Annotated in this window: 24 protein-coding genes, 1 tRNA gene and 1 riboswitch; of the genes, 13 read left to right on the top strand and 12 right to left on the bottom strand. The window is 46.3% G+C overall.

Features of this window, described 5'->3' with window-relative positions:
- Nucleotides 1-134: 134 nt before the first annotated feature.
- Nucleotides 135-207 (bottom strand) — tRNA-Ile (locus tag NDI35_RS10545).
- A gap of 184 nt (nucleotides 208-391) precedes the next feature.
- Between NDI35_RS10545 and NDI35_RS10540 the strand changes: the two genes are divergently transcribed.
- Entirely contained in the window at nucleotides 392-1081 is a 690-nt protein-coding gene (locus NDI35_RS10540) for a hypothetical protein (protein ID WP_445312696.1), read from the top strand.
- 68 nt (nucleotides 1082-1149) lie between these two features.
- Nucleotides 1150-2628 (top strand): hemolysin family protein, encoded by a 1479-nt coding sequence (locus NDI35_RS10535; RefSeq protein ID WP_445312695.1) that lies wholly within the window; start codon nucleotides 1150-1152, stop codon nucleotides 2626-2628.
- Nucleotides 2629-2768: 140 nt separating this feature from the next.
- Here NDI35_RS10535 and queC read toward each other — a convergent pair whose 3' ends face one another.
- On the bottom strand, nucleotides 2769-3443 hold the full coding sequence (gene queC, locus NDI35_RS10530; protein ID WP_445312694.1) for a 7-cyano-7-deazaguanine synthase QueC: 675 nt from the start codon (nucleotides 3441-3443) through the stop codon (nucleotides 2769-2771).
- 361 nt (nucleotides 3444-3804) lie between these two features.
- On the bottom strand, nucleotides 3805-5139 hold the full coding sequence (locus tag NDI35_RS10525; RefSeq protein WP_445312693.1) for a cytosine deaminase: 1335 nt from the start codon (nucleotides 5137-5139) through the stop codon (nucleotides 3805-3807).
- A gap of 412 nt (nucleotides 5140-5551) precedes the next feature.
- Here NDI35_RS10525 and NDI35_RS10520 point away from each other — a divergent pair, with 412 nt between their 5' ends.
- The 3 genes from NDI35_RS10520 to NDI35_RS10510 all read left to right on the top strand — a co-directional run bounded on the left by NDI35_RS10520 (nucleotide 5552) and on the right by NDI35_RS10510 (nucleotide 9215).
- On the top strand, nucleotides 5552-6799 hold the full coding sequence (locus tag NDI35_RS10520) for a GTP cyclohydrolase II (RefSeq protein ID WP_333261436.1): 1248 nt from the start codon (nucleotides 5552-5554) through the stop codon (nucleotides 6797-6799).
- A gap of 89 nt (nucleotides 6800-6888) precedes the next feature.
- Nucleotides 6889-7971 carry an adenylate/guanylate cyclase domain-containing protein gene (locus NDI35_RS10515; protein WP_445312692.1) on the top strand — a complete coding sequence of 361 codons (1083 nt, stop codon included), beginning with the start codon at nucleotides 6889-6891 and terminating at the stop codon, nucleotides 7969-7971.
- A complete protein-coding gene (locus tag NDI35_RS10510) occupies nucleotides 7968-9215 on the top strand; it encodes a URC4/urg3 family protein (RefSeq protein ID WP_445312691.1) in 1248 nt (415 codons plus the stop codon). The genes NDI35_RS10515 and NDI35_RS10510 overlap by 4 nt, the downstream gene beginning before the upstream one ends.
- A gap of 135 nt (nucleotides 9216-9350) precedes the next feature.
- Here NDI35_RS10510 and NDI35_RS10505 read toward each other — a convergent pair whose 3' ends face one another.
- The gene (locus tag NDI35_RS10505; protein WP_445312690.1) at nucleotides 9351-9926 is read right to left on the bottom strand and encodes a DUF4360 domain-containing protein; all 576 of its coding nucleotides are present in this window, start codon (nucleotides 9924-9926) and stop codon (nucleotides 9351-9353) included.
- A 171-nt stretch (nucleotides 9927-10097) separates the two neighbouring features.
- On the opposite strand from NDI35_RS10505, the gene NDI35_RS10500 reads away from it, so the two are divergent.
- The 3 genes from NDI35_RS10500 to NDI35_RS10490 all read left to right on the top strand — a co-directional run bounded on the left by NDI35_RS10500 (nucleotide 10098) and on the right by NDI35_RS10490 (nucleotide 11629).
- Nucleotides 10098-10295: a hypothetical protein gene (locus NDI35_RS10500; RefSeq protein ID WP_445312689.1), complete on the top strand. Its 198-nt coding sequence runs from the start codon at nucleotides 10098-10100 to the stop codon at nucleotides 10293-10295.
- 232 nt (nucleotides 10296-10527) lie between these two features.
- The gene (gene upp, locus NDI35_RS10495; RefSeq protein WP_333147071.1) at nucleotides 10528-11163 is read left to right on the top strand and encodes a uracil phosphoribosyltransferase; all 636 of its coding nucleotides are present in this window, start codon (nucleotides 10528-10530) and stop codon (nucleotides 11161-11163) included.
- A 319-nt stretch (nucleotides 11164-11482) separates the two neighbouring features.
- A complete protein-coding gene (locus tag NDI35_RS10490) occupies nucleotides 11483-11629 on the top strand; it encodes a hypothetical protein (protein WP_332946242.1) in 147 nt (48 codons plus the stop codon).
- Nucleotides 11630-11933: 304 nt separating this feature from the next.
- Here NDI35_RS10490 and NDI35_RS10485 read toward each other — a convergent pair whose 3' ends face one another.
- Complete coding sequence (locus NDI35_RS10485; RefSeq protein ID WP_445312688.1) at nucleotides 11934-13856, bottom strand: hypothetical protein; 1923 nt, start codon at nucleotides 13854-13856, stop codon at nucleotides 11934-11936.
- A gap of 34 nt (nucleotides 13857-13890) precedes the next feature.
- Entirely contained in the window at nucleotides 13891-15234 is a 1344-nt protein-coding gene (locus NDI35_RS10480; protein ID WP_445312687.1) for a glycosyltransferase family 4 protein, read from the bottom strand.
- A 76-nt stretch (nucleotides 15235-15310) separates the two neighbouring features.
- On the opposite strand from NDI35_RS10480, the gene NDI35_RS10475 reads away from it, so the two are divergent.
- From NDI35_RS10475 to bicA, 3 genes are all read left to right on the top strand, one after another.
- Complete coding sequence (locus NDI35_RS10475) at nucleotides 15311-15781, top strand: tetratricopeptide repeat protein (protein ID WP_006635362.1); 471 nt, start codon at nucleotides 15311-15313, stop codon at nucleotides 15779-15781.
- A gap of 101 nt (nucleotides 15782-15882) precedes the next feature.
- A complete protein-coding gene (locus NDI35_RS10470; RefSeq protein ID WP_445312765.1) occupies nucleotides 15883-16830 on the top strand; it encodes a glycosyltransferase family 2 protein in 948 nt (315 codons plus the stop codon).
- A 371-nt stretch (nucleotides 16831-17201) separates the two neighbouring features.
- Nucleotides 17202-18875, top strand: a complete 1674-nt coding sequence (bicA, locus tag NDI35_RS10465) for a bicarbonate transporter BicA (RefSeq protein WP_445312686.1) — start codon at nucleotides 17202-17204, stop codon at nucleotides 18873-18875.
- Nucleotides 18876-19189: 314 nt separating this feature from the next.
- Here the strand turns inward: bicA and NDI35_RS10460 are convergent, their stop codons facing one another.
- Nucleotides 19190-19696, bottom strand: a complete 507-nt coding sequence (locus NDI35_RS10460; RefSeq protein ID WP_445312685.1) for a DinB family protein — start codon at nucleotides 19694-19696, stop codon at nucleotides 19190-19192.
- A gap of 53 nt (nucleotides 19697-19749) precedes the next feature.
- Complete coding sequence (locus NDI35_RS10455; RefSeq protein WP_445312684.1) at nucleotides 19750-20031, bottom strand: putative quinol monooxygenase; 282 nt, start codon at nucleotides 20029-20031, stop codon at nucleotides 19750-19752.
- A gap of 306 nt (nucleotides 20032-20337) precedes the next feature.
- Here NDI35_RS10455 and NDI35_RS10450 point away from each other — a divergent pair, with 306 nt between their 5' ends.
- Both NDI35_RS10450 and NDI35_RS10445 read left to right on the top strand, forming a co-directional pair.
- Nucleotides 20338-21039: a diacylglycerol/polyprenol kinase family protein gene (locus NDI35_RS10450; RefSeq protein WP_445312683.1), complete on the top strand. Its 702-nt coding sequence runs from the start codon at nucleotides 20338-20340 to the stop codon at nucleotides 21037-21039.
- A gap of 478 nt (nucleotides 21040-21517) precedes the next feature.
- Complete coding sequence (locus NDI35_RS10445; RefSeq protein ID WP_445312682.1) at nucleotides 21518-22087, top strand: dihydrofolate reductase family protein; 570 nt, start codon at nucleotides 21518-21520, stop codon at nucleotides 22085-22087.
- A gap of 3 nt (nucleotides 22088-22090) precedes the next feature.
- On the opposite strand, the gene NDI35_RS10440 is transcribed toward NDI35_RS10445, so the two are convergent.
- The 4 genes from NDI35_RS10440 to NDI35_RS10425 all read right to left on the bottom strand — a co-directional run bounded on the left by NDI35_RS10440 (nucleotide 22091) and on the right by NDI35_RS10425 (nucleotide 25565).
- Nucleotides 22091-22939, bottom strand: coding sequence for an energy-coupling factor ABC transporter ATP-binding protein (locus NDI35_RS10440; RefSeq protein WP_445312681.1), 849 nt, complete (start codon nucleotides 22937-22939; stop codon nucleotides 22091-22093).
- A 382-nt stretch (nucleotides 22940-23321) separates the two neighbouring features.
- Entirely contained in the window at nucleotides 23322-24188 is an 867-nt protein-coding gene (locus tag NDI35_RS10435) for an SAM-dependent methyltransferase (RefSeq protein WP_445312680.1), read from the bottom strand.
- Nucleotides 24189-24207: 19 nt separating this feature from the next.
- Nucleotides 24208-24648 carry a hypothetical protein gene (locus tag NDI35_RS10430; RefSeq protein WP_445312679.1) on the bottom strand — a complete coding sequence of 147 codons (441 nt, stop codon included), beginning with the start codon at nucleotides 24646-24648 and terminating at the stop codon, nucleotides 24208-24210.
- 155 nt (nucleotides 24649-24803) lie between these two features.
- Nucleotides 24804-24948: riboswitch (cobalamin riboswitch) on the bottom strand.
- A gap of 38 nt (nucleotides 24949-24986) precedes the next feature.
- Complete coding sequence (locus NDI35_RS10425; protein WP_445312678.1) at nucleotides 24987-25565, bottom strand: Uma2 family endonuclease; 579 nt, start codon at nucleotides 25563-25565, stop codon at nucleotides 24987-24989.
- Nucleotides 25566-25725: the final 160 nt, after the last annotated feature.

Raw genomic sequence — 25725 nt, 5'->3', positions numbered from 1 at the left:
GCAAAATACTTCGTTTCCGCCCCCTGACAACGTAAAAAACCAGGTTTCTACCAGAATAGGGGCTTGGGTAAGCAAGCCTCTAGGAAGAAACCTAGTTTTTCGCCGTTGCGCGGAGCGTCTTGATTTATTGAAAATCGGCAGTGCAGGAGTTGAACCTGCCTGGGGCGAATTATGAGTTCGCTGCCTAAACCGCTCGGCCAACTGCCGTTAAATCGATTTCTTCGATCTAACTGAAAATGAAGTATAACATAATTTCTCAGTCCGTGCTAGAACTAGAGAACAAAAATCAAAATCTTTAGATCTGCTGATTCCCGATCGCCTGTTAGCCAATGTGCTGGAGCCGATCGACCGGACAAAGCAGTGTCTAGGACTCGGCATAAACTTATAGGCAATGGCAGTGAATTCGACGGTAGTGCTGACTCTAATTCTGCTGGCTCTGATGTTTGGAGCAGGCGTGACGAGTTCTGTTTGGGGATTTACTATAGGTCGCGAAGCCTTGCAAGGAACGACTCAACCCGATGTTCGTCCCAGCAACAATGCTGGCAGCGGCAAGCCTGGAACGACGGCTAGCAAAGACCAAGTGAGCATTTTGAAAGAAAAAGACATTCTCACAACCGTCAAAGCACGGATAGAAGGTCGCGATCCAGAAAAAACGGCTCAAGCAAATACTAAAACAGAGAAGGCAAGCTCTAAACCAGCTGCAGCCAAAAAACCGGCTGCACAAAATGCCAGCGCCAAGTTTCCCCTGAACAGTCGCGACGGGGGAATAACTCTGGAAGTGAGCGCGGCCAGTCAGCGCAACAATTCCATGCTGCTAGACGTGAGCATGAAAAATGAAGGCTCCCAAGCTGTGAGGTTTCTCTACAGTTTCTTGAACGTCACTGACGATCGTGGCCGGGCCCTGAGCGCGACTGCCGAGGATTTACCCTCGGAACTCCCCCCCAACGGGCAGGTGTTTTACGGTACGGTGAGTATTCCCACAGCTTTGCTGGAAAATGCTAAAGAAGTTTCGCTGACGCTGACAGATTATCCAGGTCAAAAACTTCAGTTGCAAATATCTGGCATTCCAGTGGCGAAGTAAAATAAAAGAAGACCAAACCTGCAGACAGATTCTCAGGTTTGATCGAGAAAGTTTTTTTAGGGAGCATTGTGTCACTTTTAGGGGCGAGAGTGCAGGAGATTTCTGATTTACCCGCGATGAGTTCGACAGAGGTGCTGTCGCGGTTGCTGTCAGTGCTGTTGCTGATTGCGATTAATGCTTTTTTTGTGGCGGCTGAGTTTTCGATGGTGACGGTACGCCGATCGCGAATCAATCAGTTAGTGGAAGCTGGCGACGTTGCAGCTTTAACTGTGCAATCTTTGCAGCACAGTATTGAGCGATTGCTCTCGACAATGCAGTTGGGAATCACTCTTTCTAGTTTAGCTCTCGGCTGGATTGGAGAAAGTACGATCGCCGTGCTAGTCCGAATGTCGATCGGCTATTTGCCACTGCCAATTTACATCAAGTCGGCGATCGCCCATTCTTTTAGCATATCAATAGTAACTTTTTTGTTGCTAGCTTACGTGCAAATCGTACTGGGCGAACTCTTTCCCAAATCTGTAGCGTTACTGTATTCCGAACAGCTAGCCAGAAGTTTAGGGCCTCCGAGTTTATTGATTGCCCGTTTGTTCAAGCCCTTTGTGTCGTTTCTCAATCAATCTACTCGATCGCTCTTGCGGTTTGCGGGCATCGAATACGATCTAAGGCATCGCCCGGTTACTCCCGAAGAACTGCAATTAATTATAGCTACTTCCAGCGAATCCAGCGGCTTGGAAGCAGAAAAGCGAGAATTGCTCAACAACGTGTTTGAATTTGGCGAAGTTTGGGTAGAAGAAGTCATGGTGCCGAGGCCTAGCATTGTCGCACTTCCCAAGACGGCAACCTTTCAAACTTTGCTCGACGAAATGGCGATTTCTAACCATTCCCGCTATCCCGTGACGGGAGATTCTTTAGACGACATTATCGGCATTATTGGCTTCAAACAACTTGCAAAACCCTTAGCTGAAGGTTTGCTATCTCCCGACACGCCAATTGTAACTTGGATGGGTTCGGTGAGGTTTGTGCCGGAGATGATGCTGCTGGGGGAACTGCTGCCTTTGATGCAGAGTTCGTCGGAAGAAATTGCGATCGTTGTTGATGAATTTGGTGGCATTTCCGGGTTAGTTACACTGCGGGATTTGATAGCTGAAATTATCGGTCGCAGCTACGAGTCATCCGACAGCAAAGAAATTGCTTTGCAAGTATTGGACGATCGCACTTATTTAGTGCAAGCGCAGTTAAATTTAGATGATGTGAATCAAATATTGAATTTGGATTTGCCAGTAACTGACGAATATCAGACAATCGGAGGTTTTCTAAGCTATCAGTTGCAAAGAATGCCGGCTGTGGGGGAAGTTTGGTGCGGCGAAAATGTGGAACTTACTGTTGTTTCTGTGTGCGGGCCGCGGTTGGAGCAACTTCAAATTCACTTGTTGGAAGGGGCTGCGGGCGATCGAGCTTTAGGTGAAGTTGCAGCAGCGGATGAGGAAGTTGTGGGGAAAGGGCGAAAGAATAGCGGGTTGAGTAGTGTGGCAAAATTTTCTCATTAAGATGTTGATGAAAAGGGCGATCAAAATAGCGCAACTTTTTCTCCCCAATCGGGGTTAGCAACCCCGTTTATTCTTTAATCTCTTAGAGAGAGACGAGAGTTTATGGAGGAGCGCTTTCAACCGCCGAGTCGGAATACTGTTTAAGCATAAGGCACCGGATCTTTCAGCCCCAATTCCTCAAAAGCCGCCAGCCGCAACCGACAAGAATCGCAAACGCCACAGGCATTTTCCCCGCCTGCGTAGCAAGACCAAGTTTGCTCCCAAGGTACTCCTAATTTGTTGCCTAATTGAATAATTTCTGTCTTTTTAAGTTCGATCAAAGGTGTTACAATATTAATAGAATTTCCTTCTCTACCCTGCTTTGTTCCTAACCGAAATACTTCCTGCATTGCTTGGATGTAATCGAGGCGGCAGTCGGGATATCCAGAATAATCTAAAGCGTTGACACCGATGTAAATGCGATCGGCTTCTAGAGTTTCTGCGTAGGCGAGGGCAAAGCTGAGAAAGATCGTATTTCTAGCAGGAACGTAGGTAATGGGGATGTTTTGAGACATTTCTGCAAGATTGCGATCGATCGGTAATTCCATCTCATTATCCGTCAATGCCGAACCGCCCCAAAGCGTCAGGTCAAAGTTTACTATCTGATGTGCCTTAACCGTTGCCGAAAGTGCGATCGCCCTTGCTGATTCCAACTCCCGCCGATGTCTTTGCTTGTAGTCAAAGGAAATAGCGTAACACTCGCAGCCGTCGGCTTTGGCTTGATACAAAACTGTTGAGGAATCCAGCCCTCCCGACAATAAAATAACTGCTTTCACTTAAAACATCCTCACTAAAATTAGCTTTTATATTTATATCAAATTAGTGGTAAATTGACAAGATATCAATGCGAAATGCTTGTTGTTAAAAGATTGTTTTTTGAACGAACCGCGAAGTACGCGAAGGAAGAAAAGAGAAGGGACGTTTGTTGATATTTTCTAGTACGTGTTTAACTGGTTCCTAGGCAGAGCCTAGGAACCGAGATCTAGAGGCTCTGCCTCGCATTACGGTCAGGAAAAGTGGAGGCAGAGCCTCCAGATATACGTTACCAGGCAGAGCCTAGTAACGAGTACAAAGAAAATTCATCTTTTGTGGAACAGGCATCTTGCCTGTTCTTGATATTGGTGCAAAATGTCAGATTTAAATTCGTAACAAGTCATCTAGTTCGCGGTAATCTGGCAAAGTTGTATCAATTTTAATGCCCTGCCGCAAAACCGTGCGATCGCCCTGCACTCTAGATAACAATTCGCTGAAATTCCGCGCCTTAAACAAAATCAAATCAGCAGGTAAACCCACTGCAATTCGTCCTAAATTCTGCAATCCCATTAAATCGGCTGGAGTCTTTGTAACTGCACAGGGCCAGTCTCCATAAGGTCTATCTAAATGAGCGATGCGGACTGCCATATTAAAAACTTCCAAAACATCATGGTCGCCAAATCCGTAAAACGGATCGCGACAATTATCGCTAGCAACTGCAACGGGAATTCCTGCTGCTTTGAGTTCGTGCAGCAGTGTCACTCCCCGCCACCGCGGTGTATGCTGAGATTCTCGGTCTTGCAGGTAAAGGTTGCACATCGGCAAGCTGACAATGCCAATATTTGCTTCCTTGACTAATTCCAGAGTTTCTGTTACTAAATCTGACGGTTGTACGGCTAAACTACAGCAGTGTCCGCAGATAATTTGACCCCCAAATTCATGGCGGATGGCGGTTTTTGCTACTTCCCGCAATGTTACTGAATCTGGATCGTCGTTTTCGTCGGTGTGGAAGTCGAGGTTTAAATTTCGTTCTTTGGCTAAGGCAAAAACTCGATCGAGTTGTTTGTCTAAGTCGGGGTTGATATAGGCGACGCCGCCGAGAATGCCGCCAATTTGGGCAATGCGATCGGCTAATTTTTCGCCTGCGGGTGTCAGGTAATAGTCGAGGGAAACCAAGGAAGCTGCTTGTAAGATCAGCCGATCGCCCCATTCGGCTTGCAGCGCTTCAAATACTCCCAAACTAACGGTTCCCTGTTCCCCTGCGCTGTCTATGTGAGTGCGGATGGCTTTGGTACCGTGGGCGTAGCTGCACTTGAGGCCAAACTCCATTCGCCGGTAAACATCCTCTGCATTCCAGTTTTTTTGGGCATCAGCGCCTACCGCTTCGATCGCGCTGGCAAAAGTTCCATCGGGATTGGGCGATCGTTCCCAAATGTGGCCTTTGTCTAAATGGGTGTGCATATCCACAAAACAAGGCCAGATTAAGCCGCCCTGCAAATCTACAACTGGGATATCTTCAGAGGAGGATACAGGTTTTGTACCTGCTGGGATGATTTCGGCGATCGTACCCGCTGCAATTTCGATATCCACCAAACAAAAATTGTTCTCACTCCCCGTTGTCGCCACAGTAGAAGCTGAGGGCGCGATCGATTTCATCTCTAGAAGAGACGCGGGTACGCGACCATTTTTGAGCAAATAATTAGATGTACTTGGCAACATTAATTTTGTGAGTTAGTATTTTGTTGATAATTACTGGCTACCAGTTGTAACTATAACAACCCTTGCAGGAATTGTGAACATCTCTCTTTTCCTCTTTCTCTCTTTTCTAGATTCTCTACGCCCTCTGCGCCCTCTGCGGTTAGTTAAACAAATATCATGCAGAAAGAAAATATAAATGCTAGAGAAACTTGGATTAAATAGGTAGTTTTGCTGTTGGTACTCCCGCCCTAATCACTGAAGCACTTAGGCAAAATTTTTATATTTTCAGGACCGCGCGAAAGTCAGCGTCACGAGTTTGGCTATGCCGGATACTTCCAGAGCCTGAATCCTTTTGCTATCATAAATTACTGCTTCAAATTGCAATTTCACTTTCAACTAACAGCACCATCCATAGCAAGAGCCAAAAACAACTGTGTCAAAACCCAAGCATATAGTTTTAACATCCCATCCCGACAGATCCGGCACAAAACCTCATCCCATTTACTGGGGAGAAATCGATCCGCTGAAACGGGGGCCTGTGATTGGTAGCCTCACCAAATCGTCTCACCGGAATGCGATCGGCACTCATTCGGGTTCCTACTCTGTTTATCGCGCGCTAGCAGTTGCTTCCGGCGCACTCCAAGCAGATCACCGCCCCGATTTTACCAACACCTCTCCGGCCGCACACATCGGGCCGCACCCGAGTTGGGGCGATCGCAATTTAATTGTTTCTCTCGATCCCTTTGGGGGTTTGGTCAGCGAAGTTTATACTTCATTTATCCAGCAGGGATATGATATTCGACCGACAATTGCGGTCACTAAAGCTCACATTAATATGCCAGAATTGCAAGATGCCATCGCTAAGGGGCGAGTGCAAATTGATGGCAAAATAGTCAAAGCAGGTGGCAATTTAGCAGTAACTAAAATTGCGATCGACCCGGTTTGGTATTTGCCGGGAATTGCTCGGCGGATCGGCGCCCAAGAAAGCGTTCTTCGCCGTGTCCTGTTCGAGCAAACAGGCGGAATGTTCTCGGATTTAGTGACGCGGCCGGACTTGCACGTTTTCTTGCCACCAATAGGCGGAACTACGGTTTATATTATTGGCGATGTCGCGAATATTTCTGACCCGGATAAGCAGTTGGCGGTACGGGTACATGATGAATGCAACGGTTCTGATGTCTTCAGTTCCGATATCTGCACTTGCCGCCCATATTTGGTACACGGGATGGAAATTTGCATCCAAACGGCACAATCAGGCGGTTCTGGGGTAATTGTTTACTTCCGCAAGGAAGGGAGAGCTTTGGGGGAAGTGACTAAGTTTTTGGTGTACAATGCCAGAAAACGGCAGGAAGGCGGCGATCGCGCTGATGCCTATTTTACGCGCACTGAATGTGTTGCGGGAGTTCAAGATATGCGGTTTCAAGAACTAATGCCAGACGTGCTGCACTGGTTGGGTATCTCTCGAATTGACAGTTTAGTTTCTATGAGCGATATGAAATACAATGCGATTATTAATTCTGGCATTCAGGTGGTCGATCGCATCCCCATTCCTGAAGATTGGATTCCCGCAGACGCACAAGTCGAAATTGTCGCCAAAAAAGCCGCCGGCTACTACACGCCTGACCCTGTGCCAGATGCTACAATTCTTGCAGAAGCGATCGGACGCGATTTAGGAGATTGAGAGGGCAAAGACGCGACCGATGGGACGCGAACAATCGCGTCTTTGCTACATAAAATTTATTGCTGGTTTTTGATCAGTCAGGGTAGGTTATGGCTAATTTGCGTTCTAGTGTGATCGTAAAAACAGATATTTGTGGATATACCGCCAGAGTCAAAAAATTATCTCAGTCGGACTTAAGTAGTTTGTTAAACGAGCATAAAACTTTTGTTTCAGATATTAGCGCCAGAAATGAAGGCAGCGTGATTAAAGGGGAAGGTGATTCATTTTGGATAATTTTTCCCAGCGTCACAGCAGCGGCAGTAGCAGCTATAGAAATGCAGCAAGAATTGAGATCGCAACAATCTAGCAAGGCGAACGACGAACGAATTGCTATTCGCGTGTCTATTACATTAGGAGATGTCTTGCATCAAGATAAAGATATCTTTGGCGATACGGTGAATTTAACAGCGCGCATAGAATCAGTAACTCCGCCGGATGAAATATATTTGTCCCAAGCAGCATGGTTGGCGCTCAACAAAGCAGAAGTGCAAACGTCTTTTGTTAACGAGTTTTCTTTGAAAGGGATGAGCGAACCTGAAAAAGTCTACAAAGTTGACCAAAGTTACAAAACACGAATCATTAAAAACCAAGCAATAATTAAAGCGGATTTGAGAGGTTTTATAGCTTATCAAGAATCTAATTCTATCAAAGATGTGGAATATTTACTCACAAATTTTGATACTTTTGAAAAAACAATTTGTGAAGAATACGGCGGCACAATTCGGAGTATTGTTGGTGATTCGCATTTGTTGACTTTCCCGGAAGCTCACTCAGCCTTAGCGGCAATGGAAAGTCTGTGCGAGAATTGGAAACTTTTTATTAACGCCAATCAAATACCTTGTGGCTTGTCGGTGGGAGTTGCTAAGGGAAATCTATATATATTTAGGTCTTGCACTTACGGAAAAGATATTCACATAGCGGACAGGCTGGAAGATTTAAGTAAAATAGTATCTCCGGGCAAAGAAAAAAACTCGGTGATAGTTTCTGATCACATAAAACGCGAAGTCAGCGGGTCGAAGTGGGAATATAAGCTGATCAAAATCGATAAAAATGCGATTTTAGATAATCTTTTAGATTACAGTCAGTTTGACTTTTTTCAAGAAAACGATGTTTACCGCTGTTTGGTTGTATGAAGTTGCCCAATATTCAACTTGAGACTGTAGAATATCTGAGAACGCCGGCTGCTATTCGCCAAAAGTGCGATCGGCTTTTTGATTTAGCCCGCCTAGACAAACTCCGCTACTTCCGCGTCGATTTATCCCAACTCGACAACGCAGCAAATTATGTAATTGACACAACGCGCCAACAGTATGCCGATTTTAACATTCCCTTTCACAGTCGCTGGCGACATTTTGAAGCTGGCAACTTGTCGCGACTCGCCGAATTGAATGCAGCTTTAGCAGAATTTGCACTCATAGAGCAAGCTAAGATCAAATTTGATTTAGCAATTGTCAGCGTTTTGATCGATGCCGGTGCTGGTGCAGATTGGCAGTATTGTGAACCAGAAACCGGGCAGGTTTACCGCCGTTCTGAAGGGTTAGCAATAGCCAGCTTACGGATGTTTTGTCAAGGTGTTTTTTCCAGCAATCCCGGTTTTCCTTGGCAAGCTGATTCTCAGGGACTTTCTCAATTAAAACTAGAAACCTTAGCTGCGGGATTTCAGGTAAGTCGAGACAATCCGCTAGTGGGTTTAACAGGAAGATTAGAATTATTGCAGCGTTTGGGAAATGCGATTTGCCAACATCCATTATTATTTGGCCGCGAAAACCCGCGTCCCGGCAATTTGGCAAAATACTTGCTAGACAATCGGGTTTCTGGAGTCAAAACTGTGAATGCTACTGAAGTATTGAACGCTGTTTTGACAGGTTTTGGGGAAATTTGGCCGGGAAGATATGCAATTGGTGGCGTTAATTTAGGCGATGTGTGGCGACATCGGGCATTACAAGGAGAAAATCTGGGAGATGAATTCGTGCCGTTTCACAAACTCTCGCAGTGGTTGACTTATTCGCTGTTGGAACCGCTGCAAGAACTTGGTTTAGAAGTCGCCGGATTGGATGAGTTAACTGGATTGCCGGAGTACCGCAACGGCGGTTTGTGTTTGGATATCGGGCTGCTGCAGGCAAAAGACTCAGTTATTTTTGAGCAGAGTTACTTGCCGGATTCGGAAGTTATAGTAGAATGGCGATCGCTGACTGTCAATCTTTTAGATAAAATTGCCGCAGCTATTCGAGAAAAGCTGCATTTGAGTGCGGAACAATTGCCGCTGGTGAAGATTTTGCAAGGAGGAACTTGGGCGGCGGGGCGGAAAATTGCGGGCGAATTGAGGCCTGGTGGAGTTCCACCAATTCAGATTGAAAGTGACGGCACTGTGTTTTAAAGGGAAGAAGGCCCTTCGGCTTCGCTCAGGGTAAAAAGAAGGAAGAGGGAAAATTATCCCCTCTTCCAACTTAAAACTCAAAATTCAAAATTCAAACCAGAAAACTATACCTCACACTACACTCCCACAAGCTGCTTAGCGACAAGCGCGATATTTGACGTGATAAACTAAACCGCGATGAGCCAAATCGAAGGAGTCAACGGTGGCCATGCCGGCACCGCGGGCTGTCATTGCAGCATTTACTCTCATATTTACACTGTCGCCGCAGCGAGACCAAACATTCGCTACAGTGGCTAACTTATCTCGAACATTGTAGTTAGTTTCGCCGCTGAAATTCCGAGTAAAAACTGGGCCGCGGGTTCCAGCGAAAAAGTATTCTGCTCGCAGGTTGCCTGTGGTTCTAGGAGCAACGTAGCCGCGGTAATCAGCATCGTAGATAGAAATTTGGTAGCCTTGGGGTACTTTGATGGGAATGCTCAAATTGCAGCTTTTCCGGCTTTCTGTTGAGACATTTCCCAGGGCTGCAAACTTGTCAAATAGGATGGTGAGTTCTTGACCGTCGGGGCTGACGCTGACGCTGGCGGAGCGATCGGGGCAACCGCTACCGCCGTAGCTTGCACCTAAAATTTGAACGGCCGCCGGATTAGCCAAGGCGGGGCTGATAGAAGCAGTCATTAATGCCGTAGCTAGCAATAGTTTTACAAACTTCATGGATGTTCTCCTTAATAAGTTCAGTTGTGGGTTAGGAGCACCCTAAAAAAATGGAACTGAATATAGGTAATGTGTTTTTAACTTGGATATGGCCGCATTCATGTTGAAAAATGAAAAGCCTGTAAAGCCAAGCTTATAACCTCATATGCAGTTCCTATTCAGGTTTTTTCGATGAGTGAATTAATCGAAAAAATAGGTTTTATGTTGATACTTCTTAAGCTTCATATCTGTTGGTACAAGTTCCGGAAGATTTCGGTGCGAAACTCCGGCTCTGTGTTATTGGGCTTGGATGGAGTGCGAGACAGCGAAACCAGTGGGGAGGCTTTTGGGCCCGGATATGCGTTCTTAGGAAGAGTGCGGGAAGGATAGAAACGAGAGAATGACATATTTGTCTATTTTCCAACCTCGCATAATTAGTGTCGCCCTGGGCCGATGAAAGGCAATTGTCGGAGCGAATTTTATTCGCGCGGTATTTGTGTTTTCAATAGGGGTTTGATATAAGTAGTCCAGGACGCAGGGGCGGCAGAAACCTGGTTTTTTTGCGTCAAGAAGGCCTCGATGGCTGATAAGTTAGAATAAAGCAAATTAATTATTCAAAAAAATGAGTGCTAAAGTTACTGTCATTGACCATCCTTTGATACAGCACAAGTTAACTCTCATGCGGCAAACTCAAACGAGCACGGCGAAATTTCGCCAACTGCTGAAAGAGATTGGAATGCTGCTAGCCTATGAAGTGACGCGAGATTTGCCGCTAAAATACGAACTAATAGAAACGCCGATCGCCAAAATGAATGCACCGGTGCTGGCAGCAGAAAAGAAAATTGTTATTATTTCGATTATGCGCGCCGGTCAGGGACTGTTAGATAGTATTTTAGAGCTGATTCCGTCTGCGAGGGTAGGACATATTGGTTTGTACCGCGATCCGACAACTCGGATGGCGATCGAATATTATTTCAAAGTTCCCCAGGATATCGAACAGCGAGATGTTTTAATTGTCGATCCGATGCTGGCTACTGGTAATTCAGCAGTCGCGGCAGTGGATAGGCTGAAAGAAGTTAACCCGAAGTCTATTAAATTTTTGTGCTTGCTGGCGGCGCCGGAGGGAGTGGGGCACTTTCACGAACAACACCCTGACGTGCAGATTTATACGGCGGCAGTTGACGAGTGTTTGGACGAACACGGCTATATTGTACCTGGGCTCGGAGATGCGGGCGATCGGCTTTACGGCACTATGTGAATTCAATAAAATTATTTTCTGCTGTATATGCCAATACATTCATTTAAAAATAAGTTTACTAACATAAGCATTGGTTTGATAGTGCCATACAATGTAAATTGTAAAATTTTAATGTCAGGAAAAGCTTATATATAACAATGGTTGTAGGGTTTTCTTACATTGAATTCGTAAATTGCATGATCTAGATGTATTAACTGCATTTGATGGTTAAATTCTCTGCCTTTAGTTTGATTAATCGCAAGAATTAGTTATTAAAATAGATGTATGATGCTAACCGTTTGCGATCGACTACTAACATTTTCTGACGAGGGAAAAAACAATGGAGACTACAGCACAGAAAGAAGCCCCAACTCAGCCTGTTGAGGAAGTGAAAATTCAGAATATCAACAGTTTGGAGTTTGAGCTTTGGGCTAAAGCAGTGAAACGCCAGATGATTGCAGCACTCTCTAAAAAGGGCGCGATTTGAGAGCTCTGGGTTTTTTGTGTGCAACTTGTGTTAATTAAATTAACAAAATTTTTGTCTGCATTGTTGTCCAAGAGCGATAAGTGGGGAGGGGAGGAGTTGTGAGATTGCGCCTCTTTCGGAGTTGCGGGAGGGGGAGAAGAAAGCATTTTCCTTATTCCTAGTTTTGGACGCACGGGTGGAAGGAAACCGGGTTTTTTTACGAAAATACTTCTGTTGCAATCGGCAGAAATGGTAAAAAAACCCGGTTTCTTCGTGTCAAGAGTGCCTCCGGGACTGTTCTATCTGCCGAATGCTTTCTGCCAGATTACGATCGCTTGTCAACCGCCGCCAGCAAGCGCAGACTTCCGTCTTGAACCTGCACTGCTTTCACCGTTCCCACAGCAACTCTTTGTTGACCGTTAGCCATCGCTACCTCAATCTTAATCTTGGGGTCAGCCAGTAATCCGAGCCGCCCCCAGAGCCACTTGACTTGAGTAGCAGGAAAAGAGCGCACTTCTACATCAGAAAAGGGCGAATTAACCCAGCGGCTACCATCGTAAAAACTGGCTACCTGCACCTGATACCAAACTTGTTCCCCCGCCAATTTTAACTCGTTTTTCGGTTCTGGTTCCAGCCACTCAGCGGGATTGATACTATTAATTAAAGTAGCAGAACCCATAATTTGACTCTTGTGGGCTTCTAAACTTTCAGCCTGAGAAACTGCTTCCTGAAGTTTGTTGACCAAATTCCGAATTCGACTTCTTGTTTCGCCGTCAGTATCTGATTGCTGGTCGAGCCAATTCATCGCCTCACGAGTTCCGTCTTGAGAAGCTATAATCAGGGCGCCCCAAGCCTTGACATCGGCGTCAGCGGCATTCACTCTCAAGGCGGCGTCTATGCGGTTCCAGATGCGCCCGCTGTCATTTTTGAGGGTTGTGGCTATTTCGTGACTGTTGCTCGGATCGGCTTCAAATACTTGCAAAGCTTCGGCCCAGCGGCCGTCGATCAATTCTGCGAGAACTTGTTGACCGGGACTGGCCCAAGATGCGATCGCCTGAGCCCGAGTAATTTTAGCGTGAAATTCGATCGTTTCTAGCTGAGCTTGCGCGACTGCGGGCCAATTTTTGCCCGCTTTCCCCTTCGCCACACGCATGACATTTAATGCTGGAGACCACAGCCCGCTTTTCGCCAGTCGCAGCCCATTTTTGTAAGTCTCGTCATTGACAGCAAATTCTTCTAAAGAAATCGCAGTTAACTGAACTGGGTTCGGCAAAAATTTGCGCGGGCCAATTTGATAAAGGGTAAATTGCGGCTCTAAACCAACTGTTTGGTCGATCGCCAATTGTGGGTTTTCCCCCTTAACAATTTGCTGCCAATTCGGCGGTTGTCCGGCCGCACTCGCCCACTCCAACAGCGGCATTAAATGATTTTGGCTGGGGTTGTAGCGAACGACTTGTCCGTAGGGAATTTTCCTGTCGCCCCGCTTTAGTTGACCGCTGACATTAAACCAAATGCCAGAGGCGGGGGGCTTTCCGTCAAAGCGGCGCAGTTCTGTTAGGGGTAGGGACTGATTCGAGGCTTGATTGTCAGATGTAGAGTCAGCTAAAGAAGTAATGACAAAAGATTCCGCCGGGCCTTCTACGTTCACAGAACTTGCTAGCTGAAAATACTGCTCTTTATCGGAACTGCGATCGGGCAACTGTACTCGCTTGTACACCCGAAGTTCGACAATTTGACGGCAAGGATTTTTGCAAACAGTAGAAGCCTTCACAGTTCTTTCTACCATCACCGGCAATAGCAAATCGGAAATAGAATTATCGCGGGATTGATCGACGGGAAGAGGCAGGGGTTCTCCGGTTACGAATCCCAATTTGCGGATGCTGCCTTTGATTTGATCGAGAGTTTGGATCGAATCTCTGCTACCTGTAGGCAGGCGCGACCATTCCGGCACAAACTGAGAGATCAACCTGTTGCCATTGGGATCGACAATTAGCTGATAACTCAGCCAAGCGCCGCCTCCCATTAAAGCTGCACAGCCACCCAAGATGCTGAGGGCTGTCAAATTAGCTACCAGTCTTTTCCAGGGATATCTGGCGCGAGTTCGGGGAGTAGGTATTGGACGCTGGGACTCTTGAAGATTTTTGGGGCGTCGGGCTTGGCGACGGCGTCTTGTCGGAGGAGGAGCAACTTTGCGATTTTCTGGGGGTAAGGCTCGATTTTTTGAGGGGTTAATTTTGTGTTCCATCATGCCATTTTAGAATTTAGATTTTAGAATTTAGAGTTTAAAATTGCAATAGCCGATCGTACTGCCGACCTATGATATCCCAAGTGTATTGGCTTTCAACGAGCGATCGCGCGTTGACAGAGAGCTCCTGTCTTAGCTGCTGATTTTCAAACAAACTGGTAATCGCCTCAACATACTCGTGAACTTTGTTCGCCCGCAAGGCCCTTCTCGGTTGTGGGCCGCCATCGACGGCTAAACCCTCCAAACCTCGATCGCTCGCAACCACGGGGGTTCCCGCAGCCATCGCCTCCAAAGTTTTATTTTTAATCCCAAAACCAATCCGCATCGGCACCACACAAACAGCAGCTTGATGCAAATATTCTGCCACCCTTTGCACCCGACCTACTACTTGAATTCCCGGAAGTTTCCCCAAGGCGAGCACTTCCGGGACTGGCGAAGCCCCTACTAAGGTGAGGGTAGCATCGGGATAGCGCTGCTGCAAAGGCGGCAGTATTTGCAAACTGAGAAACCGCGCCGCGTCAATATTGGGCAAATTGTTCATTGCGCCTGCAAAAATTAAGGTATGTCCTCCCGGATCGATCAACCGATACGGAAATTGAGTTAAATCCACGCCGTTAGGAATTACATCTATGGGAGGTACAAAAAAATCTTGTTTTCCTCGCACCCCAACCGGAGGCGACAGCAATTCTAAGAGTTGCCCTCTGTCTGTGGATGTTGTCGCGACAATGCGGGAAAATTTGGAACAGTATCGTTTTTCGTAGCGGGCGAGTAGCGGTAAATTTAGTCGATCGCGCAGGGGTTTTTCCGAAGTCCCGGTTGCTAACATTTCCCTGCAAGTTCCCCAAACGGAACTGTGAATGTTTGCTACTGTCAGCAGTTTTTGCCGCCATTCGGGACGCACGTAAATCTCGTTAACGCTGTGCTCGCAGGTGACAGCATCGCATTTACCTGCTGTTACCAATTCGTCTGCCCAATTCTGCATTGCTTGGGAGTAGCTTGAGAGTACGTTTGGAGGTGTGCCCGACTGCAAAAATCGACTGAATCTGTGGAATTTTCCTATTATTTTAGAGAACCCCCCCTCAGTCCCCCCCTTATTAAGGGGGGGAGGTAAAAATCCTTCCTCAGTCTCCTGGTGGAGTCTTAGCCCCCCCTTAGCAAGGAGGGGTTGGGGGGGTGTCTGCGGATGGGGAAAAACTGCCAATTCTGCAACTTGCTGGCGCAATGCGTCGATTTGTGCATCGGTGACATCTGGCGATCGTACAGTGCCGAGAATTACATCATGCCGCTGACTCAAGTATTGCAATAAATTAAAAGTCCTTACCTGAGTTCCTCCGCGGCCTGGCGGATAGGGAAAAGTCGAGGAAAGCATCAAAATCTTCATGGGATGTGGAATAAATAAAGTTGCCGCTTGCGCGATAAAATTAATTGATAAAATCTTTTTAACAATCTTCGCACCTATGGACGAATTATCTGTTAAGGCGCTGCTCGAAGACTTGAAAAAGTCCGACGAAAGCGTGCGCGATCGGGCAACTACAGAACTCTGGCGCACTTGGTTTAACCAGAAGGGTGAGTATGGGATGCAAATTCTCAGGCGATCGCAAGTTTCGCTGGATGCAGGCGATGTTCACCACGCTTTGGATTTGCTGACGAAACTGATTGCGGAAGCGCCGGATTTTGCGGAAGCTTGGAACCGACGCGCCGTACTTCACTATACTCAAGGAAATTATAAAAAGTCGATCGAGGACTGCGAAATCGTCCTCAAACTGAACCCGGTGCATTTTGGGGCCTTGCACGGTCTGGGCTTGTGCTACGCTGCCTTGGGAGAATACATAAATGCTATTCAAGCTTTTCGTCGCGCTTTGGAAATTCAACCGTTTGCTTTGGTTAATCAAAAGTTAATTCTCGAATGTACGGCTCGTTTGAGTTAAAATACATAGGGCATTGGGCATTGGGCATCGGGCATTGGTGGTTTATTTCCCTGGACTGAAGTGCGAATTTTTTCCACAATTTCAAATCTAAAATGGTCGTAGTGCCTAAAATTAGCGTTTGCATTCCTACTTGCAATCGAGTGAAGTTGCTAGCTAGTGCGATCGCCAGCGTGCTAGATCAAACTTATACAGATTTTGAATTAATTATCTGTGATGACGGTTCTACAGACAGCACTCCACTATTGATGTCGGAATTTGTCGATCGCGGGATTCGCTACATTCGTCACCCGCAGAATATCGGCAAGAGTAATAATATGCGATCGGGCTTTGCTGCAGCAAGGGGCGAGTATTTTATCAAGTTTGACGATGACGATCGCCTGAGCGCGCAATTTCTAGAGCGGACATCGGCTATTTTAGATAAAGACCCCAGCATCGATTTTGTCAGTACAGAGCACTGGGTGATCGACATTAACAATTATATAGATGAAAACCAGACGAAACTCAATTCGCAGCGGTGGGGCCGCACCGAGTTGTCGGCGGGAATTATTGAAGATTTGCTCTCTGCAGTGTTTCTGAGACAGAGTTTGCAAATAGGGGCGACTTTGTTTCGGCGCCGCGCCCTGGAAGAAGTCGGATTTCTGCGGCCGAATTTGCAAAATTGCGAAGATAACGATTTGTTTGTGAGACTTGCGATTGCGGGCAAAAAATGCTATTACTTGCCGGAGCTGTTGATGGAGTATCGAGTTCATGCAGGACAGCAAGGAGTCGATCGGGCAATTCCGTATTTAAGCGATAAATTGCGCTATTTGACCGGCTACGAGTTTGATTCCGAGAGGTTGGAAACAGTCAGGCTCAAAAGGATTGCAGAAACTCAGTTAGCGCTAGGTTTACGGCTGATTGAGGTGGGTGAAACTGCAAAAGGGCGATTGATGGTGCGGGCTGGAAAGTCAGTTTCTGTGGCGAAAATGTGGGCGGGTTTGGGATTGTCGCTGCTGCCAGTTGAGTTGCGTCCCAGGGCGTTTGAGATTGTACGGGAGTTGATGAAATAACCATCAATAAGAATTATTAATTTTCAGCAGTGGATAATACATTAATGTTGATTAGAGTACGGGGCTTTGTCGGGGATTGAGATTTACTGAGATTTGGCTCGATCGAGAACTTGCCGGGGATAGTTGAGAGAGTCGGCGGAAAAAATAAAAATTCGATCGGACACGTTTTACATTAAATTAAGAAATTAAGAAATACTGAAAAATTAAGTATTTACGAGTTTGACATATCGGGCAAAAGTACAGACCTTTCCTTGGGTCTGCCCTGCTTGTGCTATCTGTCATGCCATTCGGGAAAACTTTGGCCCTGAGACTCGGTGAAGGGCTCAAAGTCAGCATTGTTAAATTCTGTCTAGTTTATTAATGCACCACTCATGTCAATAACTAATCAGATTCGTTTTAATAATCTCAAGGGCGACATCTTCGGCGGTGTCACGGCTGCCATCGTCTCGCTGCCCCTGGCCCTCGCCTTCGGGGTCGCTTCCGGAGTCGGGCCGATCGGGGGACTGTACGGTGCCATTTGCGTTGGCTTCTTTGCGGCGCTGTTTGGCGGCACCCCAACACTGATTTCTGAACCCACCGGACCGATGACTGTGGTGATGACTGCGATCGTCGCATCCCTCACCGCCAGCAATCCCGAACAAGGGCTAGCAATGGCATTTACCGTTGTGATGCTGGCGGGGCTGTTTCAAATCATCTTTGGTATTTTCAAGCTAGGGAAATACGTCACCCTGATGCCCTACAGCGTGATTTCCGGCTTTATGTCGGGAATTGGCGTGATTTTGATCATTCTGCAAATTGCACCGTTTCTGGGTCAAGCCCCTCCCAAGGGCGGTGTTTTGGGCACTTTTATGGCAATTCCGCAGTTGCTGGCAAACGTCAATCCGCCGGAAGCAATTCTGGGTGTCTTGACGGTGGCAATTATTTTTCTGATGCCCAAAAAGGTGAAGAAAATCGTGCCCCCGCAATTGATAGCGCTGATTGTCGGCACGGTAATTTCCCTGACTGTGTTTCAGGGCACCGATATTCGCCGGATTGGGGAAATTCCGGTGGGACTGCCCCCCTTGCAATTGCCGACTTTTTCCGCCGGTCAAATCACGGTGATGTTTGTGGATGCGGTGATGCTGGGGATGCTGGGCTGTATTGATACCTTGCTGACGGCAGTGGTGGCGGACAGTCTGACGCGGACGGAGCACAAGTCCGATAAGGAGTTGATCGGTCAAGGAATTGGCAATATCGTGTCGGGGCTCTGCGGTGGCTTACCGGGCGCCGGGGCAACGATGGGAACTGTGGTCAATATCCAAACAGGCGCGACTTCGGCGGTGTCGGGTTTAACTCGGGCATTGGTGTTGCTGGTGGTGGTTTTGGGGGCGGCGAAGTTAACTGAACCGATTCCGATGGCGGTGTTGGCGGGGATTGCGCTGAAGGTGGGGATTGATATTCTTGACTGGAGTTTCCTGAAACGATCGCACAAAGTATCTGTTAAGGGTTCCCTGATCATGTACGGGGTGCTGTTGCTGACTGTGTTTGTGGATCTGATTGTGGCGGTGGGTGTGGGCGTCTTTATCGCCAATATCCTGACAATCGAACGGTTGAGTAGTTTGCAGTCTGCGGGAGTGAAGCTGATTTCCGATACGGATGATGAGGTCCTCCTCAGTGAAGAGGAGAAGCAACTCTTGGATCGGGGTAGGGGGCGCGTGTTGCTGTTCTGCTTGAGCGGCCCGATGATTTTTGGGTTGTCGAAGGCGATTTCCCGCGAGCACAATGCTATGAAGGATGCGGATGCTTTAGTGATGGATTTGAGTGCTGTGCCCATGCTGGGGGTGACGGCTTCGCTGGCGATCGAAAATGCGATTCGCGATGCCTCCGATAAGGGTTTGCAGGTTTACATTGTCGGTGCCAGCGAGAAAATTCAGCAGCGCTTGCAGAAGTTGGGATTGTTGGATCTGATCGCGCCAGAGCATGTCATGAGCGATCGTACCGCAGCCTTGCGACAAGCAGTCGCTGTGGTTGGCAACAAAGGAATCCCCTTGGGAGTGCCGGCGTAACAAGGCGCGAATTCGCCAAAATAGTAGTTGTTTAGCAGGAGGGACTGGCACTCCTGCTATTTCTATTGCTCGATCGATCGTTTCATCTCGTTTCCGGTCGCATCGGTATTGTTCAAATGTCCGAACAGTCAGTTGTCCCGAAAGCATAATTTTAGCCAACAGCCAACAGTCAACACTCAAGAATCAGGTCTGAGTGCAACCGGAATTGATATGAATTCTTGATTTTATTCAGTGCCCCTCTGCTGGGACGAGAGGCAAGTGTAGATGAGCTTTTAAGCGCCGAGAATTCTGGTGTGTCGTTTTACGAGCAGAAATTATCCGAATGATATAGCCGGTAGCCACGGAATATCTGTAACGCCTGGGTCGTAGCCAAGTTGTTTGAGCAGTGTGGTAATTTGCCCTCTATGGTGAGTTTGATGATTGAACATATGTGTCACCAGAACCCAAGTCGGTAGCACGCGGCATTTACCATCTACATTGCTTGTGTACTCAAAGGGTTGACTCAACCAGTCAGGATTAAGATGTCTAGACCATTCTAGAATTTGCCGATCCGTTGTCTCCCGTTCTGCTCTCAAAACCTCAAATTCAGCATACAGTTCTTGACGGATACCCGTAACAGAAAATGGCTGAAGAGTGAAACGCCCCATCCATGCTTTGTCACCATACAGTAAGTGATTCAAAGTGCCATGAATCGACTTGAAAAAGGCACCCATATCCTGTTTGCGCTGTTCATCAGGAATTGCCGAGCAGACAGAATATATATTTTGGTTCATCCAGCAATTGTACTCGGCCATTAGCTGGTAGTAGCTACCGTCGTACATACTCAAAACTTAACCACATAGTTTGAACAACTTACATTATACAAATACGTCTTTCATAATACTCCAGACTCTAATTGGTCTAGATAAATAAATTCAGGAGCTTTAACTCCCGCTTCCTCTCTAATTTTAACCAGTGCAGGCGACTCAAAGAACGCTCTTGCATCTGTTGTTGATGTCCACGCGGAGAAATGAACGATTTTGTTGGGTTCATTGTCATACTTCAAGACCTGATAGGAGCGCTCTCCAGCTTCTTTTCGGATGCTTTCAGCATTATCAAATACCTGTTTCCAAGCTTCATAATTTTCTACTTCATGAATAATTAAGACATACTGCATAGCAATAAAGTTTATGGGGAGTTTAAGTGGGTGATGTTGCAAATTATAACAGGCGATCGCACATTTTTTATCCCTAAACTACAATCGCCCCACGTTCAAAATGCAAAGCTGTCATCAATGCAAGGGATTGCTTCCCTTCGGTCGCAATGGCATACTTATGTATCAGGACTTACGTAACAAGTGGTTTGACGCGCAAATTATAGCGATAAGACTCCATGCACAACGCACCCTACATATAGAGGTTATGCGTCCAGGACTGTAAAGTAGTAAATAGTGCCTGATGTAAATAAGTTTTTCCTAAATATCGTGTCTATATTTTCTGAAATTCCGACTGTGTGGTTGCAAATTTCCCTCGTGGGAGTCTGGCTGGGTGTGATTTTATTGGTAGCTGAGGGGTTAAATCGCTTTACTTCTGTCGATCCTGAAGTATCGCGGAAGGTGGTGCACATCGGTACTGGAAATGTGATTTTGCTGGCTTGGTGGCTGGAAATACCCGGTTGGGTGGGGATTTCGGCGGGAGTTTTAGCAGGTGCGATCGCCCTAATTTCTTACCAAGTTCCGATTTTGCCCAGTCTTAACAGTATCAACCGCAAGAGTTTGGGGACTTTTTTCTATGCTGTTAGTATCAGCGTTCTCGTAGGTTGGTTTTGGCCGCTGCAACATCAGGAGTATGCTGCTTTGGGCATTTTAGTCATGACTTGGGGCGACGGATTGGCTGCTGTCATCGGCCAGAAATACGGCAAACATATTTATCGAGTTTGGGGAATCCAGAAGAGTTGGGAAGGTTCTGCAACTATGTATTTGGTGAGTTTTGCTGTTAGCAGTTTGATTTTGCTGACGGTTCAAGGCAATATTTGGCAAACTTGGGCTGTGTCTGCTGTTGTAGCTTTAGTTGCTGCTACTTTGGAGTCGGTTTCCAAGTTGGGAATTGACAATCTGACTGTGCCGATCGGCAGTGGGGCGATCGCCTTTTTCCTAAATCAATTTTTGATAATTGGTAATGTGTAATCTGAACTTCCCCTCATGGAAGCGTTGCTGGATACAGGTATGAATTCAAGATTTCGCAATTGCTATAAGCCTGCTTGAGGGTGAGGTTTGTAACTTCAAGCGAAAAGGTAATTAATACCGTGAATCAGCAACCCCAATTATCAATTATCTAAGTCTCGTTAAAGCAGCCGACGTGCTTGTAAAATTTGTTGTTGCCATTGCGCGAAAGCGGGGGTTTTTGAGCGATCGTCTGTAGGAAACATCGTTCTTATTTGCTCCATAATCTCGATCGCCAACTATACACCAAGCTGCCAGCTATTAGGGTGACGTTCGCACATCGTCACTCGTTCATCTCCTCACCAAATAACGGCAAATGAAGGTGAAGAGTGCGATCGCCATCTTTCACTTCTTTAAATTATAGACAAGGCGCGCTTGAACGCTCTACAATAGAAGGGGTTTTGTATTTTAATCCGTAAAGCCATTTTAGAGGTTACTTTTAATGAAAACTCAATATTACACTTCCGCCAGCTTAGATGGTTTTATTGCTGATTCACACAACTCTCTCGATTGGTTGTTTCAGTTCGGCGAGGCGGGAGACAGCTATCCTAATTTCACCCGCGAAGTTGGGGCAATAGCAATGGGAGCAACTACTTATGAATGGATTCTGACCCATCAGAGCGATGAAGATGCCGATCCTCCCCAAGCATGGCCTTATGAACAACCGGCTTGGGTATTTACCTCTCGGATTTTGCCTGCGATCGAGGGTGCAGATATTCGATTTGTTAAAGGGGATGTCTTACCTGTCCATCAAGAGATGATGGCGGCGGCAGGAAATAAGAATATTTGGCTTGTAGGAGGTGGCGATCTGGTTGGTCAATTTTACGATCGTGGGTTGCTTGATGAGGTAATTGTGTCAATTGCATCGGTGACACTTGGTAGCGGAGCACCGTTGCTACCGCGCACGATCACAACACCCCCGCTAAGACTTTTATCCGCGAAGGCTTATGGAGATGCCTTCGCGGAGTTGCGCTATGAAGTTCCTGTCCGGGTCGATGACACAACTGCTTAATCTTTAAAGCAGCCGGCGCGCTTGTAAAATCTGTTGTTGCCACTGCTCAAAAGTAAAGACTTTTGAGCTACCATCTCTCTCAACGATCGCCCTTATTTGCTCCATCAGCTCGATCGCCAGCGGTACACCAAGCTGCAATTGTTCCAAGACATCCCGCTGAGCAAAAACTGTTTCCGGTGTTCCTTCTAAAATCAATTTTCCTCGATCCATTACAAACACCCAATCTGCCCAGCGGTAGATGAAATCGAGGTCGTGACTTGCTAAAAGAATAGTGGTTCCAGCGCTGTGAATTTGTTGGAGTAAACCGATCAGTTGTCGGGTGTGACGCGGATCGAGATAGGCGGTAGGTTCATCTAACAGCAGCAGTTTGGGCTCCAGAACCATGATATCGGCGATGGAAACCCGCTTTTTCTGGCCCAAACTGAGATTGTGAATTGGTTCGCGGGCGAGTTCGCTTAGATCGAATTGGTCGATCGCCTGCTGCACCTGTTGAGCAATTTCGGATTCTGTCAAGCCTAAATTGTACAATCCATAGGAAATATCTTCTTCTACCGTCGAAGCTACTAATTGATGTTCGGGATTTTGAAAGACGAGTCCGATTTGTTGGCGCAGTTGCATTAAAGATTTGCGATCGTAGCGAAAAGGTTCACCTTGCCAGCTAATGATTCCCTGTTGCGGTTGATATAAGCCATTTGCTAACAGAAAAAAGGTAGTTTTGCCACATCCATTTTGACCGATTAGCCCGCAGCGTTTCCCGGCGGGGACTTTGAGGTTTAAATCATGAATTGCCGATCGCGAACCGCAGGGATAGGAGTAGGAAGTGCCAGCGAATTCGAGAATCCATTCAGACATATTTGTTATTTTTTATTTTTTATTTTTTATAGCCTTGTTCCCAGGCTCTGCCTGGGAATAAATACCCGGAGGCTATTCCTCCAATTACCAATTACCGATGAATGATTACCAATTACCGATTACCGATTTCCATTGTATAGCAATCCTTGCAGGAGTCGTAAACTTTTTACCCCACCCCAACCCTCCCCTTATCAAGGGGAGGGAGTAAGAAATTTACAAATGAGTCGTAAACTTTTTACCCCACCCCAACCCTCCCCTTATCAAGGGGAGGGAGTAAGAAATTCACAAATGAGTCGTAAACTTTTTACCCCACCCCAACCCTCCCCTTATCAAGGGGAGGGAGTAAGAAATTCACAAATGATTTAGAAGTGCTATATTTGTGTCACCCTCGATCAGATTTTGACAACTGCCAAAGTTGCATTTCATAACATAGATGTTGCTCAAAAAGTTGACCCGCCTCCAATCCTTCAACCACCAGCTTCTTGAACCAGCGCCGAAAGATCCAGCGCAGGAATTTGTGGACGGGCGGAACTGTGATCGCAATCAAATCTGCAACATAGATCATTGTATTTAGTCCATATCGGCGGAAAGTATCGACATACAAATCGATTGTTGGCAAAATATGGGCGGAAATATCCTCAGTTTTTACTAAAGTGAATCCAGCCTGCTTTAATGCTGCATGAAGTTCCGTAACAACATGACAATTAGAGAACATTCCCTCTTTATAATTAGCATCAGATCGCAGCATATCAGCCAGCAAAACGTAACCGCCCTGATTGAGGATTTTGGCGGCACCGTTAGCAATATCAACAGCCGACATATACTGGCTACTTTCGCTAAAGAGAATAAGATCGTAGAAATGGGTTGCTTTGAAGTCTTCAAACCTCGTGAGGTGGAAAATAGCCCGATCGCCCGTACACTTAAGAAAGCGCTGTTGTTGGAACGGATCGGGTGCGAGCCCCTCTACTGCAAAACCTCGATCGAGCAAATAAGCGGCATTTCCGCCAATCCCGCAGCCCACATCGAGTATCGTATGAGTGCCTTTGGGGATTGCATCCAACAGTTTTACAGTATAAGCTTGCTGAGCGAGGCGCAATCGGGCGATCGTTAGTTCCTCAGCGGGCACAGGTAGGGTTTCCCAATAGCCGTAGTGAAGGTAGGGCGAATCTGTCAGGCCCAAATAGTAATTAAGCGCTGCATTTTGGTAGCGAGTTACCTTGGAAATTTCGATGGATTTTGGCTGCGACATTCGGAAAATTTAGTAAGTTTTAGGATTTCGGGCAGAGTTGAAATTCTTCCCAGCGCTTGCATAGTTGTTCATAGCACTCAACAGGAGAAATTGCCAAGTTTTGCAACAAATTGATATCAATCTGACCGTTGGCGAGCGACAAAAATATAATTGCTTCCTTGGGTTCGTAGCTATCAATGATTTGGAGCAGATTTGAAACAGTGTTCCCCTCTAGTTCTAGTTGTTGCAAATAAGCAGTTGCCTGCAATTGGGAAACAAATTGCAGATCATAATTTATAGTATCTACGCTCCAATTCACAGAGCCGTTAATGGGAGTATTGATGTTGCAAGCAACCAAGCCTCGTCCTTGATGCAAAAAGCCATTCCAAGCAGTATGTCCGATCTGCAAAATATTCTGGTGAATAAACAAGTTTTGCCAGTAGCCAAAACTACCCTGCCAAACACTATCTTCAATTCGCATTTTTTTCCTTAAAATAATATACGCTTCAGAACACAGATCGAATTACATCAGCGTTCATCTGTGTTTATCTGCTGATATCTGCGGTTAAAAAACCCCAATCCAATAATTTAAAAAATAATAAACTCACCATCATCCATACCTCGCAGATGAAAAACATGATTGTAAACAAATCGGCGGGCATCCTGACTCAGAGATGCAATGATCTCATTACAGTTGCGGGACAGCGCCGGATTCGCACCGAACTTTCCCCCTTACGTCTGATGTGTGTTTTTCATCAGAGCCGATCGATATACGGGGATATTACCACTATTTAGGATCTTTGACACAAAACCGTCCGCCTATTCACCAAACTCAATATTTTCATACAAGTCGGCCAGCGAAATCTCCACCGGAATAGAGGTTAAAGTCAGCCGATCGCCCATACAGCTATATTCCGAAAAAATCCACTTATTCGCTTCAGCTTTAGAATATTGCTCGACCTGTAGCCGATATTGGTCGATTAATAAATACTCCTGAAAACTAGGAATACTGCGATAGGCAGCAAACTTTTCATCGCGGTCATAAGCTTTGGTTCCTTTAGACAGCACCTCAGCAATTAGCAGCGGATTGGTAATTGTATCCGTTCGTCCAGATTGCAGCTCTATCGGGCGCGCTACCACCATCACATCCGGGTAAGTATAATTATTAAGCTGCGGAACCCAAAGCCGCTGATCCGATGCAAAAATACTGTAAGGTTGACCCTTGAGACTCACCCTCAAAATAGCATTTAAGATGCTTGTAATTTCATTATGATTCGGTGCGCCACCAGCCATCAGAACAATCTTCCCATTGATAAATTCATGCCGATCCTGAGAATTGATTTCCAATTCTAGATACTCTTGGGCCGTGTAGGTTTTGGTTTCAACTGGCGCGATCATACACAACGCTCTCCTTTAATCTACTCATTTCATTTTATCTTAAAAGTTATGCTACTTTAACAGAAAATTAGATTTTAATCATGCTAAGAAACAGGCAAGATGCCTGTTCCACAAAGAGGGAATTTTCAGGGGGGTGGGCAGGATATCCCGCCCCTGAAAA

The sequence above is a fragment of the Microcoleus vaginatus FACHB-2002 genome (assembly GCF_040004035.1).
Taxonomy (GTDB): Bacteria; Cyanobacteriota; Cyanobacteriia; order Cyanobacteriales; family Microcoleaceae; genus Microcoleus; species Microcoleus vaginatus_C.
This window is presented reverse-complemented; position numbering and strand designations above follow the sequence as displayed.